The sequence below is a fragment of the Janthinobacterium lividum genome, from assembly GCF_034424625.1.
Classification (GTDB): Bacteria; Pseudomonadota; Gammaproteobacteria; order Burkholderiales; family Burkholderiaceae_D; genus Janthinobacterium; species Janthinobacterium lividum.
The window spans coordinates 4,684,863-4,697,946 of sequence record NZ_CP139976.1 but is presented as its reverse complement, the minus strand read 5'-3'; the positions used below and the strand labels follow the sequence as shown (position 1 = coordinate 4,697,946).

Annotated in this window: 13 protein-coding genes; 5 read left to right on the top strand and 8 right to left on the bottom strand. The window is 64.3% G+C overall.

Features of this window, described 5'->3' with window-relative positions; all coding sequences use genetic code 11:
* Positions 1–11 precede the first annotated feature (11 nt).
* Together U0004_RS21245 and U0004_RS21240 are read left to right on the top strand one after the other, a co-directional pair.
* Positions 12–1,187, top strand: coding sequence for a PQQ-dependent sugar dehydrogenase (locus tag U0004_RS21245; RefSeq protein ID WP_070255804.1), 1,176 nt, complete (start codon positions 12–14; stop codon positions 1,185–1,187).
* A gap of 57 nt (positions 1,188–1,244) precedes the next feature.
* The gene (locus U0004_RS21240) at positions 1,245–1,547 is read left to right on the top strand and encodes a hypothetical protein (protein ID WP_070255588.1); all 303 of its coding nucleotides are present in this window, start codon (positions 1,245–1,247) and stop codon (positions 1,545–1,547) included.
* Positions 1,548–1,550: 3 nt separating this feature from the next.
* Here U0004_RS21240 and U0004_RS21235 read toward each other — a convergent pair whose 3' ends face one another.
* The gene (locus tag U0004_RS21235) at positions 1,551–2,765 is read right to left on the bottom strand and encodes an MFS transporter (RefSeq protein ID WP_052139967.1); all 1,215 of its coding nucleotides are present in this window, start codon (positions 2,763–2,765) and stop codon (positions 1,551–1,553) included.
* Positions 2,766–2,856: 91 nt separating this feature from the next.
* Here U0004_RS21235 and U0004_RS21230 point away from each other — a divergent pair, with 91 nt between their 5' ends.
* Complete coding sequence (locus tag U0004_RS21230; RefSeq protein WP_034779484.1) at positions 2,857–3,477, top strand: TetR/AcrR family transcriptional regulator; 621 nt, start codon at positions 2,857–2,859, stop codon at positions 3,475–3,477.
* Here the strand turns inward: U0004_RS21230 and U0004_RS21225 are convergent, their stop codons facing one another.
* Positions 3,478–3,858 carry an MmcQ/YjbR family DNA-binding protein gene (locus U0004_RS21225; protein WP_225317377.1) on the bottom strand — a complete coding sequence of 127 codons (381 nt, stop codon included), beginning with the start codon at positions 3,856–3,858 and terminating at the stop codon, positions 3,478–3,480.
* A 472-nt stretch (positions 3,859–4,330) separates the two neighbouring features.
* Between U0004_RS21225 and U0004_RS21220 the strand changes: the two genes are divergently transcribed.
* Positions 4,331–4,987 (top strand): CCXG family PEP-CTERM protein, encoded by a 657-nt coding sequence (locus tag U0004_RS21220; protein ID WP_070255801.1) that lies wholly within the window; start codon positions 4,331–4,333, stop codon positions 4,985–4,987.
* A gap of 92 nt (positions 4,988–5,079) precedes the next feature.
* Here U0004_RS21220 and U0004_RS21215 read toward each other — a convergent pair whose 3' ends face one another.
* From U0004_RS21215 to U0004_RS21190, 6 genes are all read right to left on the bottom strand, one after another.
* A complete protein-coding gene (locus U0004_RS21215) occupies positions 5,080–6,060 on the bottom strand; it encodes an FHA domain-containing protein (protein ID WP_070255585.1) in 981 nt (326 codons plus the stop codon).
* Positions 6,057–7,448 carry a S1 family peptidase gene (locus U0004_RS21210; RefSeq protein ID WP_070255582.1) on the bottom strand — a complete coding sequence of 464 codons (1,392 nt, stop codon included), beginning with the start codon at positions 7,446–7,448 and terminating at the stop codon, positions 6,057–6,059. The genes U0004_RS21215 and U0004_RS21210 overlap by 4 nt, the downstream gene beginning before the upstream one ends.
* A gap of 69 nt (positions 7,449–7,517) precedes the next feature.
* A complete protein-coding gene (gene ribA / locus U0004_RS21205) occupies positions 7,518–8,171 on the bottom strand; it encodes a GTP cyclohydrolase II (RefSeq protein WP_034749940.1) in 654 nt (217 codons plus the stop codon).
* Positions 8,172–8,391: 220 nt separating this feature from the next.
* Positions 8,392–10,635, bottom strand: coding sequence for a PhoX family protein (locus tag U0004_RS21200; RefSeq protein ID WP_070255579.1), 2,244 nt, complete (start codon positions 10,633–10,635; stop codon positions 8,392–8,394).
* 156 nt (positions 10,636–10,791) lie between these two features.
* A complete protein-coding gene (locus U0004_RS21195) occupies positions 10,792–11,178 on the bottom strand; it encodes a DoxX family protein (RefSeq protein ID WP_034779474.1) in 387 nt (128 codons plus the stop codon).
* Between the two features lie 28 nt (positions 11,179–11,206).
* Positions 11,207–11,908 carry a pirin family protein gene (locus tag U0004_RS21190; protein ID WP_034779472.1) on the bottom strand — a complete coding sequence of 234 codons (702 nt, stop codon included), beginning with the start codon at positions 11,906–11,908 and terminating at the stop codon, positions 11,207–11,209.
* A gap of 167 nt (positions 11,909–12,075) precedes the next feature.
* Here U0004_RS21190 and U0004_RS21185 point away from each other — a divergent pair, with 167 nt between their 5' ends.
* On the top strand, positions 12,076–13,002 hold the full coding sequence (locus U0004_RS21185) for a LysR family transcriptional regulator (RefSeq protein WP_034749931.1): 927 nt from the start codon (positions 12,076–12,078) through the stop codon (positions 13,000–13,002).
* The last annotated feature ends 82 nt before the right edge of the window (positions 13,003–13,084 follow it).

The following is a 13,084-nucleotide window of genomic DNA, read 5'->3' as shown; positions in this document are numbered from 1 at the left end:
GAGAATTCCCGATGCCAATCATCAAGCGCACACGCTTTGCCACCGCATTGCTGCTGGGAGCCTTCGCCGCCTGCGCCATGCCTGCCCACGCCGAACTGCAAGCGACGGGCGAACCGCCCGCCGCGAAACAGCCATGGAAGACCGTTACCGTGGCCGAGGGCGTGCGCCAACCCTGGGGCATCGCCTGGCTGGGCGAGGGGCGCGCGCTCGTCACCAGCAAGCAGGGCACCTTGCATTTGCTCAATGGAAAGACTTTTACCGACGTGGCGCTGGAAGGCATGCCGAAGGTGTTTACGGGCGGGCAGGGCGGCTTGCTCGATATCGTCCTGCACCCGCAGGATGCGGGCAAGGCGCAGCAGCGCGTCTACATGACGGTGTCGACCGGAAACAATGACGCCAACCGCACGACCCTGGTGCGCGGCGTGTTCGACGGCAGGAAGGTGACGGGCATCCAGACCCTGTTCAAGGTGGCCACGGACAAGAGCGGCGGCCAGCATTTCGGTTCGCGCCTGCTGTGGCTGCCGGACGGCACTTTGCTGATGAGCGTGGCCGATGGCGGCAACCCGCCACTGCGCATCGGTGACCGCCTGGCGCGCGAGCAGGCACAGAATCTGGCCACGCACCAGGGTTCCATCCTGCGCCTGACGGAAGACGGCAAGCCGGCACCTGGCAACCCGCTGGCGGCCAAGGGCGCCTTGCCGGAAATCTGGTCGTATGGCCATCGCAACGTGCAGGGCCTGGCGTTCGATCCTGTTTCCGGCCGCGTGTGGGCCACGGAACACGGACCGTATGGCGGCGATGAGCTGAATCTGGTGGTGGCGGGAGGCAACTACGGCTGGCCCCTGCAAAGCTATGGCGCCGACTACACGACGCATGAACCGGTCGGCAAGCATGAAGTGGCCGGCATGCTCAATCCGAGCGTGGCCTGGGTGCCGTCGCCGGCACCGTCGGGCCTGGCCGTCTACACGGGCGACAAGATTGCCGCCTGGCGCGGCAGCATCTTCAGCGGCGGCCTGGCGGCCAAGGATATCCGCCGCATCGCCGTCGATGCCAGCGGCAAGGTGACGGGGCAGGACCGCCTGGCCATCGGCGCGCGCGTGCGCGACGTGCGCCAGGGGCCGGACGGCTATCTGTATGCGCTGACGGATGAAGACAATGGCCGCTTGCTGCGCATCGTGGCGCAGTAGCACGGCAGGCGCCATCTTCGCTTAAGATGGCGCCTTTACTTCATTCAAGGTGGCGGCATGGCCCGTGATACTTATGCATACCGGCACGTCGCCGTCGAATCGCGCGCGATTAATGGCCGCGTGGAAATCCGCCCCGTGCCGGGCCAGGCCTTCTCTCCCGAACTGGCCGTGCAGTGCTCGCGCCGCCTGGTCGACGTGCAGCGCTACCCGGTGGGCAGCCGCTTTCTGCTCTTTGCCAAGCTGACGGACCGTCTGGGCGGCACGCCCTTCCTGTATGCGTATCACGGCGATGCGGACGTCGTGATGACGCCGGCCGAAGTGACGAAATTCCTTGGCGAATTCCGCCGCGGCCGCATTTGATTCCTACGATGTGACGCAGGCCGCGCCAGCCTTGGGGCTGGCCTGCGGCTTGCCAAAGATAGCGATCGTCAAGGCGCAGCCGAGGGCGAATAGGCCGCCGACCACCATCGCGCTCGATACGCCCAGCCGGTCGACGGCCATGCCTCCCAGCAAGGCGCCCGACGCCAGCGACACTTGCACGATGGCGACAAACAGCGCGCTGCTGCCTTCCATCAGGTGTGGCGCCGCCTTGAACATCCACGTCTGCACGGCGATCGGCATGGCGCCGAAACCGAAACCCCACACGGCCACCAGCAGCATGGCGGTAAGCGAATGGCTGCCGAACGCGGCCAGGGCCAGGGTGGACAAGCCCAGCACGGCACCCGTCACCATCAGCGCGGCCCGTTCGTAGCGGCCGGCGGCCCAGCCGCCCGCGAGGTTGCCGATGAAGCCGGAAGCGCCATACACGAGCAGCATGGCGCTGACCGTGCCGGCCGCCAGGTGCGAGATTTGCGTGAGGAACGGCGCGATATACGTGTAGGCGGCGAACTGGCCCGTGAAGATCATGGCTGTGGCGATCAGGCCCAGCCTGGCCTTGCGGATGCCGAAAATCATCGGCAACTGGCGCAGGCGGATGGCCTGCGTCGGCGGCAGCTTGGGCAGCAGCAACAGCTGGCCGAGGAAGACCAGCACGGCAATGGCGCTGGCCGCGCCGAAAGCGACCCGCCAGCCCACCAGCTCGCCCACAAGCGCGCCGGCCGGCACGCCCGCCACCGTGCCCAGCGAGACGCCGGCGAAGATGATGGACATGGCGCGCGACGCATGCTGCGGCGCCACCAGGCGCGGGCCGATGGCGCTGCCGATGGCCCAGAAGCCGCCCACGCCCACGCCCAGCATGGCGCGGCCCAGCAGTATCCAGGCATACGACGGCGCCAGCGCCACCAGCAGATTCGACGCCACTAGCAGGGCCGTGAGGGCCAGCAGCACAATGCGGCGGTCCAGGCGGCCCGAGCCGACGGTGACAAAGATGGCGGCAAACGCGGCAACGATGCCGGGCGTGGTGATCATCAGCCCCGCCTGGCCCTTGCTGATGGCCAGTTCGGCCGCCATGGCGGGCAGCAGGCCGACGGGCAGGAATTCGGAGGTGACGAGGGCGAAGGCGCCGATGCCGACCGATAAGACGGCCAGCCATGGCGCCACGGTGGTATCGTCGCCAGTAGCGTTGGAAGGTGTGTGCATAGGGGTTCCTGAAAAGCCGGGAGGTTTTTAACCGGTCGGTATATAATCAGGGAAGGCAGACAGTGTTGTCAATAATTTTTTACCGAACGGTATGAAACAAGATAAAAATGAGGAAGCGGTCAAGGCGAAAACGGGGCGGCCACGCACGTTTGACGCGGATCAGGCGCTCGATTGCGCCATGAAAGTATTCTGGGAAAAGGGTTATGAGGGCAGCTCCCTGCCGGAATTGACGAAAGCCATGGGCATGAACCGGCCCAGCCTGTATGCCGTCTTCGGCAACAAGGAGCAATTGTTCCACAAGGCGCTCGAGCGCTACAGCGACACGCGCATGCGGTTCTTCGACGCGGCGCTGGAGCAGCCGACGGCGCGCCAAGTGGTGGAAGCCTTGCTGACGCAATATGTCGACGCGCAAACCATGCCCGATGGCCCGCACGGCTGCATGGGCGTCAATGCGGCGCTCGCCTGCAGCGACGATGCCTTGCCGATCCGCGATGAATTGTTTGCGCGCCGGCTGCGCGGTGAAATCAAATTGCGCGACCGCTTGCGGCGCGCCAGGGAAGAGGGGGATTTGCCGCCCGATTCCTGCCCGGAGCAGCAGGCGCGTTTTGTCGTGACCCTGTCGCAGGGCATGGCCATCCAGGCGGCGGCCGGCGTCTCGCGCGAGCAGTTGCAGCAGATGGTGGGATTGCTGCTGCGCAACTGGCCGCTGTAACTACCCTGTCGGGGCGATGGTCTTGGCCAGGTCGCTGGGCGCCTTGCGCCGCCAGGCGGCCGTCAGGGCGGCGGCCAGCATGTCCAGCTCGGCGTCCGCCAGGCGCACCGTGATGCCGGCCAGGCGTTCGCCCCACCACAGCTTTTCGCAACCCGATGGCGTGATGACGGTGGCGATATGCGCCGCTTCCGCATCGAGCAGCACGTTGATGTGCTCGTCATCGGGCAGGGTGGCAAAGATCTTCCCGCCCACGCGGAACGCCGGACGGTCGTGGTGTTCTTCCTCGGTGGTGTCGGGAAACGACAGTGCCAGATAGCGTAGTTCTTCCAGGTCGACCATTCCTCTTTCCCCCTCATCGGACAGATAGCAGCGTGACTGCATTTTGCCATGCTGTTTCGCCCCGTGGTGCAGAGGCATGCGAAAAGAAATGCGCAAGATGCGACACTGACGGACTGGTCTGTGGTGCAGCCGCGACACGTCACGTGCCGCGCATGGTCGCCGCTCCAGAGTGAGGGATGGGTTTTTTCTGCCACTGGACAGGTGCTTGCCATAAAAATATCTTTCATGGTTAAAAGAAAAATACTTTTCTTCCAAGGAATTTGAGCTAGAATAGCTTCATCGTCTTACCTGACCCGTCAATTGTCTGGTCTTGTCCCGGGAACCCGAACCCTTTCCAGGACGCTTGCAGTGCCGCCATGGCACGCCGCAAGTCCGCGCTGTTTCGCGGAAGCCATGCCCCCGACCGCTCATTCCTGCAATCCCTAGCGCTACGCCGACACGCCTCAATGCAGCGTGTATTCAGCTCCAGCGCCCCTTGCTGCGCCCACTGAATACTTACTTACTGGATACCATCATGAAAAACTTGCCTAAAATCGCTTTGTCCCTGATCGCTGTCGGTGTGTTTGCCCACGCGAACGCCAGCACCATCACCCTGTCCACCGGCTATTCGGGCGCCGGCGCGCAAAGCTCCGCCGCCGACTACCAGTCCGTTGTGAATGCCGCCGTGGCCACGCCTGGCGCCGGTTATGGCTCGACGACGATTGCCAGCTATGACAACGTCAACAACAGCGGCCTGTTTGGCAGCGGCTCGAACATCGCCTTCAAATCCGTCATCAACTTTGGCGTCGGCGCGGCCGATGCGGGCACCTGGAGCTTCCGCAGCGGCGTCGATTTCGGCAAGGGCGGCGCCCTGTTCCTTGACGGCGTGGCGCTGGATTTCAAGAGCAATGACATGTGGTGGGCAGGCAACTACAACAATGGCAGCCAGTTCCTCAGCGGTTCGAGCACCCTGGCGGCCGGCAACCATACCCTGAGCATCTACGGCCTGGAAGGCTGCTGCGATGGCGGCCAGCAAGCGCAGTTCAAGGCGGGCAACAACAATTTCGCCAGCTTCGGCGCCAATGATGGCTTGATCTCGGCCGTCCCAGAGCCAACCACCTACGCCATGCTGCTGATCGGCCTGGGCTTGCTGGGCTTTACGGCACGCCGCAAGCAGGAATCCAAGTTCTAAGTTTGTATCGCCGACCTCGCCGCGCCTGATGGCGCGCGATAAAAAGCCCGCCGGTCTGTCAGGACACGGCGGGCTTTTTGCATGGCGGCGGCTTAATCGCCGCTGTCTTCGTCTTCGTCGGCACCCTTGGCCGCCTTGCCGCGCTCGGCATCGACGGCGCGCTGCAGGCTGGCCGCATCGCGGAAGAAGGCGTCCGTCGTGTGATCCGGGCTCAGGCGTAAGGCCGGCGGGTAGATCACGGACATGTACGGCTCGTCGGCCAGGCGGCCGCTGCTCTGCAAATTGCTCAGCAGGATCAGGGTCGAGCCAAGGATGGCCAGCACGACGGCAACGAGGCCGAAGCGGCGCGGGTGCTGCGGCTTGATCGTGCACAAATGGTAGTAGATCATGGCGCAGACGATGACGATGAACATGTGCCGTCCGTAGCGCGTCAGCACTTCCAGCGACAGCGCATACGCCGCCATGTTGCTGCCCAGTTCCCACGCCTCCATGGCCAGCAAGCCGCAGCCGATGATGAACAGGTGGCGGCCGAAGCGCGCCACATGGCCGAACAGGCGGTTTGCCACGGCCCAGATCGACGCCCACACGAGGCCGCCGGCCAGCGCGTAGGCGATGATCATCAGGTAGGAAATCGGGTCGAAGGCGTCCGCATCGCTGAGCCAGTTGCTGAAGGCGGCCGAGGCGCCGATCATGGCCAGGCCGGCGACGGCGGGGCGCAAGCCTTCCCAGTCATGCCGGGTGGTGTCGCCCAGTTCGGGCGCCACGGGATGGTCGCTGGCGCGCACGCGCAGGCGCGTGTGGCCCAGGCGCACGATGCTGTTGCCGGTCATGGCCACTTGCAGTTGCCGCTGCCCCCGGTGGATCACGCCATTCTGGCTGCCCAGGTCGCGCAACAGCAGGCCGCCTGCGCCGTCGTCCTCGACAATGGCGTGCGCGGCTGCCGTATGCGCATCATCGAGGATGAAGTCGTTGTCGTAGCCGCGGCCGATGCGGATCGGCAGGGATGCCATGCGCTGGCGCTGCCGCACCTCGCCATTCTCGGCGAGGATTTCGATGAAGTATGGTGCTTTCATGGCTTGCGTCCGCTTTCCCGCGACAGCGCTTCGAGGAAGGTGCGCGTGACGCGCATGCCGTTGGCGTAGGACACGCCGCGCGCGTCGATGCGGCTTTGCAGGCTCATCAATGGCTCATCGGTGCTGGCGGCCAGCAGGGCAAAGTCGTACAGTCCCGTAAACTTGCGGTAGGCGCGCACGCACAGGACGGCGCGCAAGGGCAAGGTCTTGTTCTTGACGAACTGTTCGGTGCAATGGGGGCCCGTCAGGTGCGCGCTCTTGTAGCTGCCGAAACTTTCATTCTTGAACGAGGCACTGGCCAGCTCGGAAAAGCGCAGCGGGCCCAGTTCGCTGCTGCGCAAAAATTCGTGGCGCATCGACACCTGCCCCGTCTGCAGGGCGCCGGAGATGAAGATGGCCGATTCCATGGCGCAGCTGGTATTGTCGAGCATATAGGGCTTGTCGGACTTGACGTTGGAGCGGCCCCAGCAGCGCATCTGGTTGGATTCGCGCACGGGCACGCGGTACGGGCCCATGGTTTTCAGGCTCAATGGCGTGTCGAGCAGGCGCGCCAGCATGACTTCCTGGTGCGCCAGCAGCTGCGCCGTCACCAGCGGCTTGAAGTCCTTCGGCGGCTTGCCTTGCTGCGCCACCTTGGCCAGCAATTGCTGGGCATAGCGGGCGGGCACGAGAAAACTGACGAGTTCGCCATCGAGGCGTTTCGATACGTTCACGCCGGCCACATCGCCATTTGCCGTCACGCTGGGGCCGCCGCTCATGCCGGAATTGATCGGTCCCGTAAACATCAGCTGGTCGTAGAAGCTGCGCGTGACGACGCCGTTGTACGAGCCTTCCGAAATGGCGAAGCCCAGGTCCAGCGGATTGCCCATCGAATACAGGTACTGGCCTTGCGTCAGCGGCGCCAGCCCTTCCGGCATCTTGAAAAAGCCCGTGCCATGGCGGTTCACGCGCAATACCGCCAGGTCGTGCAGTACGTCGACGGCCAGCAATTCCACGTTGCCCCGCTGGCCGCTCGTGTCGACCCATTCGCCCACATAGGTGTCCGGATCGAGGGCGAACTGGGAGACCACGTGATAGTTGCTCACCACCAGGTCGCCCGTGCCGATCAAAAAGCCCGAGCCGACGGACGACTGCGTGCGGCCGTTCTTCAGCAGCACGCGCACTTGCAGGATGTCGGCGCGCGCGGCCGTGTACAGCTTTTGTGCGGCCGAGGAGGGCGGCGGCAGGGCCGCATGTTCGGTGGCGGCTGGTGCGGCGGTGGCCGGCGGCGGCTTGATGGGGGGAGTCGAAGCGGTGGGGGCCGCGGCTGGCGCAGGCGCCGGGGCCGCGTGTGCGCCTGCGGCAGCGCACAGGCTGGCCAGCAAGAAGGCGAGGTTAGATAATTTCATGCATCCTTTGTGCGTGAGCAGGAGCGCGGCCGGCGCGGCGCGGTATCGAGCACGCACCGGCCCGGGGCACTACAGGGCGCCGTCTTCCAGCGCCGGTGCCGTTTCCGGCGTCATCATGTGACCGAGCTTGCTTTGCTTGGTATTCAGGTAGTGCTGGTTGAAGGCGTTGCGGTTGACCAGCAGCGGCACCCGTTCGGCCACCGTGATGCCCAGCGCTTCCATGGCGGCGATCTTGCGCGGGTTGTTCGTCATCAGGCGCAGGCTGTGGATGCCGAACTGCGCAAACATGGGTTTGCACAAGGTGTAGTTGCGCGCGTCGGCCTTGAAGCCCAGCTGTTCATTCGCCTGCACCGTGTCGGCCCCCGCCTCTTGCAGGCGGTAGGCGCGGATCTTGTTGATCAGGCCGATGCCGCGCCCTTCCTGGCGCAGGTACAGCAAGATGCCGCGGCCTTCCTCGGCGATGCGTTTCAGGGCGCCTTCGAGCTGGGCCCCGCAGTCGCAGCGCTGGGAAAACAGCACGTCGCCCGTCAGGCACTCGGAATGCACGCGCGCCAGCACCGGTTCGCCGTTGCCGATATCGCCCAGCACCATGGCCAGGTGTTCCTTGCCCGTGGCGTGCTCGACAAAGGCGTGCAGGGTGAACTGGGCCCACGGCGTCGGCAGTGCGCAGGAAGTCGTGTAATCCAATTCGCCTGTCGCCAGGATGTCTGCGCCGCTTTGCATGGTTGTGCTCATATAAGTAATTATCAAAAATAAAAGGCGCGCGACACCACTCCGGTGCCGGCGCGCCTTGCCATCATACCAAAAAGCAGGGAAACGTTTTCCCTGGCTGCCATTCGGTCGTTGCAATGTCTGGTGATAAGCCTTACTTAGGGACACTTCCTCCTTTTACAAGGTGAACTGATGGCTTTGCCTGGCGGATGCCGCCGCCAGGCACGGGACATCAACTGCCGATGCGTCCGCCGTCGTTCTTGGTGATCACGATGGTGGCCGAGCGGGGACGCTTGCCGGCGCCATAGCCGGCGTTGGCCGGCCACTGGCTCGTGTATTTGGACGGATCGCCGATATTCGCCAGCGAGGTGTTTTCACCCGGGTGCTGGATGTTGATGAACATGGTCTTGCCATCGGGCGTTTCGCTGATGCCCGTGATTTCCGAGCCGACCGGTCCCACCAGGAAGCGCTTGAGCGTGTCGGCAGTGGGTTTCTTGCCGATGAAGGTGTCGACCGCCAGGTTGCCGCCGGCCGCCGTCGCGTAGTTCAGGGTGGACTTGGCGCCATCGCCGACCTTGCCGGGAATGGCCGCCAGCATCATGCAGTTGGTCACATCCGTGTAGGCGCCATCGTCGGTCTGGATCCAGCAGATGCCCGTGTACGGGCTGAAGGCCAGGCCGTCCGGGCTCGAGAAATCCTGATCGGCCGTCAGGTTCGACAGGTTGATCTTGCTGGCGTCGGCGCCGCTTTCGGCGCCAAACAGGTAGACATCCCAGGTAAAGCTGGTGGCCGCGGCCGCGCCCGTGCCTTCCTTGAAGCGGATGATATGGCCGTTCGGATTGCCGTTCTGCGCGCTGCTGCCCTTCATGTCCGTGTAGGCGCGCGGGTTGGCGCTGTCCGGCGCCAGCTGCGACGAGCCGCTCGGATTGACGGTGCGGTTCGAGTTGTTGGTCAGCGTGTAATAGATCTCGCCATTCGCAGGATTGACCGAGCACCATTCCGGACGGTCCATCTTCGTCGCGCCCACGGCGTCGGCCGCCAGGCGGGCATTGACCAGCACGTCGGCCAGGTCGGCGAACTTGTAGGCGCTGTACGCCTGGATCAGCGCGTTCGACATGGCCAGCTCGATCCACTGGCCCGTGCCGTCGGCGGCCAGCTTGGCCACGTACAGCTTGCCCGAATCGAGGTATTTGTCGCCGGTGGCCATGCGGTCTGCCGGGTTGGCGTCCGCGGCGGCCCAGACGGCGGTCGTGACGAACTTGTAGATGTATTCGTTGCGCGAATCGTCGCCCATGTAGACAGCCAGCTGCTGGCCCACGGCCGGCACGCTGAAGGCGGCGCTTTCATGCGCGTAGCGGCCCAGGGCCGTGCGCTTGCGGATAGCCTTGGTCTTGTCGTACGGGTCCATTTCGACGATGTAGCCCATGCCGTTCAATTCATTGCGGTAGTCGTCGCTGCCGTTGCTTGATGCGCCGATCTTGCTCAGGTTCCAGCGCGCGTACTTGTCGTCGCTGCCGCCCGTTTCCCAGCCGTGGCGCGAGGCGCCGCCCTGGCTGCGGCCATAGCGGTTCAGCGAAGCGACGGACTTGTCGCCGCGCGCCGCATTGTCGGTGGCCGAGCGGGTGAAATAGCCGGCCCAGTTTTCTTCGCCGGAAAGGTAGCTGCCCCATGGCGACTTGCCCGTGCCGCAGTTGTTGATGGTGCCGCGCGTCTTGGTGCCGGTCGGCGAATACTTGGTCACCACGAGGGCGTTGCCGCGCACGGGGCCGGCAATCTCGATGTCCGTCAGCGGCGTGACGCGGCGGTTGAAAGCGGAATCGTTGACGGTGGCCCAGGCGCTGCCCGTCTTCCTGACTTCCACCACGCTCAGGCCGTGGACGGCCACTTCCTTGTCGACTTCGGCGGCGGGACGCGGCAGCGTGGTGGTGCCGCCATTGACGTGCAGGAAGTGCGAGGACAGTTTTTCGTCCGTGGTGGCTTCGTGGTTCATGGCCAGCAAGCCCCGTTCCGCGCCGGACGCCAGCGGCGCGCCAGCGGCGGAGAGGCCGTAGTATTCCATGCCGTCGTGGTGGTCGCCGGCGCGGTTGTCGAAATCGGTATCGCTGCCGTCGTTCTTGTAGGCAGGCGTGGCCGCGCGCAGTGAGTCGCCCAGCGCATACAGGGCGGTGGCCGTGTAGCCGGCCGGCACCGACACGACGTCGGCCAGGCTTTTCGGCACGGCCGTGAAGGCCAGCAGTTTTTCGGGCGTTGGCGTTGGCGTCGGCGTGATGGCGACCGCATCGCTGCCGCCGCCGCAAGCGGACAGGCCCATCGAACCCATGACGGCGGTAGCGGCCGTGACGGCGCTGCCGCGCAGCCAGTTGCGGCGGCTCAGGCGGGCGTTCAGGATGCTGTTGAAGTGGTTGTCGTGGGACGCGTTGCTGTCAATGTCGTTCAGATCGGTGGCGCTGATGGCCAGATCGTTGGGCTTGTTCATGGGCTGCGATGTCCTGTGGTTGCGTGATTTAAAGGCAACCGCATGATAGTTGTCGAATGTGACAGCGCCATGTCAGCTTGATGACAAAACGGTGACAGGCTGCCGGCCCGCCGGGCCGCGTCCATGACGGGCCCGTCCGGTCAGGCAGCCTTGGCCTTATTTGGCCTGGCGAAAGCCGCGCTCCACCAGCAACAGCATGCCGCCGAAGATGGACAGGTTCTTCAGGAAGTTCGTCAGCTGGTCCTGGAAGTGGGCCGCGTCGGCGCTCCAGAAGGCGTGGAAGATCAGCGTGGTGGGGATCAGGAACAGCGCCAGGGCCAGCGCCGCCCAGCGCGCCTGCCAGCCCGTGATCAGCAGCAGGCCGCCGCCCACTTCCAGCACGATCACGCCCACCAGCAAAATATTGGCGATCGGCAAGCCCTGGCTGGCCATGTAGCCGGCCACGCCCGCAAAGCCGCCGATTTTCAGCAAGCCCGAGACAAAGAACAGCACGCCAAGGGCGGCACGGCCGAGGGGCAGCAAGACGTTGGTTTTGTTTTCCATGATTTTTCTCTTTTTCTATATTGATCAATTATTTGGGTAAGTCGAAGACGAGGAATTCCGCGTCTTCCGGCTGCGTGATGATGACGCTGGCTTCCTGCGTCAGTTTCAGCGCATCGCCCGCTTTCAACGGCGTGCCGTTGACCACCAGGCTGCCGCGGATCAGGTGCACATAGGCGAGGCGGCCTTCGTCGAGCGCATGTTCGGCCTGTTCGCCTTCCTGCAGGATGCTGGCGTAGATGGCCGCATTCTGGTGGATCAGCACGGAACCCTGGCGGCCGTCGCTCGAGGCGATCAGGCGCAGCTTGCCCCGTTTGCTTTCCGGCGTGAAGTGTTTCTCTTCATAGCTGGGCGGAATGCCCGTCACGTTCGGCTGGATCCAGATCTGCAGGAAGTGCAAGCCATCCGTTGCCGAGTGGTTGAACTCGCTGTGGCGCACGCCGCTGCCGGCGCTCATGCGCTGCACATCGCCGTAGTGCAGGACGGAGCCCGTGCCCATGCTGTCCTTGTGTTCCAGCGCGCCGTCGAGCACATACGAAATGATTTCCATGTCGCGGTGGCCGTGCGTGCCGAAACCCTGGCCTGGCGTGACCCGGTCTTCATTGATCACCAGCAAGGGGCCAAAGCCCATGTGCAGCGGATCGTGGTAGCTGCCGAAGGAAAAGCTGTGGTGGGAATTGAGCCAGCCGTGGTTGGCGGCGCCGCGTTCTTCGCTATGACGAATCTGTAACATGGTGGACTCCGTTTCTATAAGTTAATGTGCGATAATTTCGAAGGACCGTTGCCTGGCGCTGTGCCGTGGCGTCTTTTCTGCCCCTCGCTGTACGATGAACAAAGTATAGGCCCCTCTGCAGAGAAAGAAAAACGGAAAATCTTGCGACCTATGATCGAAAAAATCGAATGTTAAGACTGAGCCTGGAAGCCCTGCAAATCGTTGACGCCATCGACCGCCGCGGATCGTTCTCGTCGGCCGGCAAGGAGCTGCATAAAGTGCCGTCCACCATTTCCTATACCGTGGCCAAGCTGGAAGACGACCTGGGCGTGCAAGTGTTCCAGCGCAATGGCCCGAAAGTCATGCTGACGGCGGCCGGCCAGGAATTGCTGAAGGAGGGCCGTTATCTGTTGAAGGCGGCGCAGGACCTCGAGCACCGCGTGCGCAGGGTGGCATCCGGCTGGGAAACGGAATTGTCCATCGGCATCGACTCCATGTTTTCCGCCGTGGCCCTGGCCGACGACGTGCGCGCCTTTTACGACGTGGCGCAGCAGACGCGGCTGCGCCTGTCGCAGGACACCCTGTCGGGCACGTGGGAAGCGCTGCTGGACCGACGCGCCGACTTGCTGGTGGGCGCGCCCGGCGACGGGCCGGCCGGCGGCGGCTATATCGCGCAGCCGATCGGCATGCTCGACTTCGTCTTTACCGTGGCGCCCACGCATCCGCTGGCGCAGGTGCGGGAACCCTTGTCGCGCGGCCACCTGCAGCAGCACCGGGCCGTGGTGGTGGCCGATTCGGCGCGCCAGATGGCGCCGCGCACGGTGGGGCTGTTGCTGGGGCAAGATGCCTTGAGCGTGCCGAACATGCAGGTCAAGTTCGATTACCAGGTGCTGGGGCTGGGTTTTGGCTTCCTGCCGGGGCCGTGCGCCCGCGCCGCCATCGCGCGCGGCTTGCTGGTGGAAAAGGCAGTGGAAGAACCGAAACCGTCGGAAACGTTTTACCTGGCCTGGCGAGTGGGCGAGGATGGCGCGGCGCTGCGCTGGTGGATGGCGCGCATGCGCGAACCGGATGTGTTTGCCCGCCTGGCGCAGCATCTGCCGGGCCATTCGGCGTAGGCCTTAAAATGTTGACATACGCCAACACTTTTAAGTTACCATATTCACAGTATTTCCCGCCCGACCTCCACGCCCCATAGTG

Excerpts from the sequence above, each read along its gene's own strand:
- U0004_RS21215 (WP_070255585.1), bottom strand. The coding sequence starts at position 6,060 with ATGAAAGCACCATACTTCATCGAAATCCTCGCCGAGAATGGCGAGGTG.
- U0004_RS21245 (WP_070255804.1), top strand. The coding sequence starts at position 12 with ATGCCAATCATCAAGCGCACACGCTTTGCCACCGCATTGCTGCTGGGA.
- U0004_RS21210 (WP_070255582.1), bottom strand. The coding sequence starts at position 7,448 with ATGAAATTATCTAACCTCGCCTTCTTGCTGGCCAGCCTGTGCGCTGCC.
- ribA (WP_034749940.1), bottom strand. The coding sequence starts at position 8,171 with ATGCAAAGCGGCGCAGACATCCTGGCGACAGGCGAATTGGATTACACG.
- U0004_RS21195 (WP_034779474.1), bottom strand. The coding sequence starts at position 11,178 with ATGGAAAACAAAACCAACGTCTTGCTGCCCCTCGGCCGTGCCGCCCTT.
- U0004_RS21185 (WP_034749931.1), top strand. The coding sequence starts at position 12,076 with ATGTTAAGACTGAGCCTGGAAGCCCTGCAAATCGTTGACGCCATCGAC.
- U0004_RS21190 (WP_034779472.1), bottom strand. The coding sequence starts at position 11,908 with ATGTTACAGATTCGTCATAGCGAAGAACGCGGCGCCGCCAACCACGGC.
- U0004_RS21200 (WP_070255579.1), bottom strand. The coding sequence starts at position 10,635 with ATGAACAAGCCCAACGATCTGGCCATCAGCGCCACCGATCTGAACGAC.
- U0004_RS21240 (WP_070255588.1), top strand. The coding sequence starts at position 1,245 with ATGGCCCGTGATACTTATGCATACCGGCACGTCGCCGTCGAATCGCGC.
- U0004_RS21225 (WP_225317377.1), bottom strand. The coding sequence starts at position 3,858 with ATGCAGTCACGCTGCTATCTGTCCGATGAGGGGGAAAGAGGAATGGTC.
- U0004_RS21220 (WP_070255801.1), top strand. The coding sequence starts at position 4,331 with ATGAAAAACTTGCCTAAAATCGCTTTGTCCCTGATCGCTGTCGGTGTG.
- U0004_RS21235 (WP_052139967.1), bottom strand. The coding sequence starts at position 2,765 with ATGCACACACCTTCCAACGCTACTGGCGACGATACCACCGTGGCGCCA.
- U0004_RS21230 (WP_034779484.1), top strand. The coding sequence starts at position 2,857 with ATGAAACAAGATAAAAATGAGGAAGCGGTCAAGGCGAAAACGGGGCGG.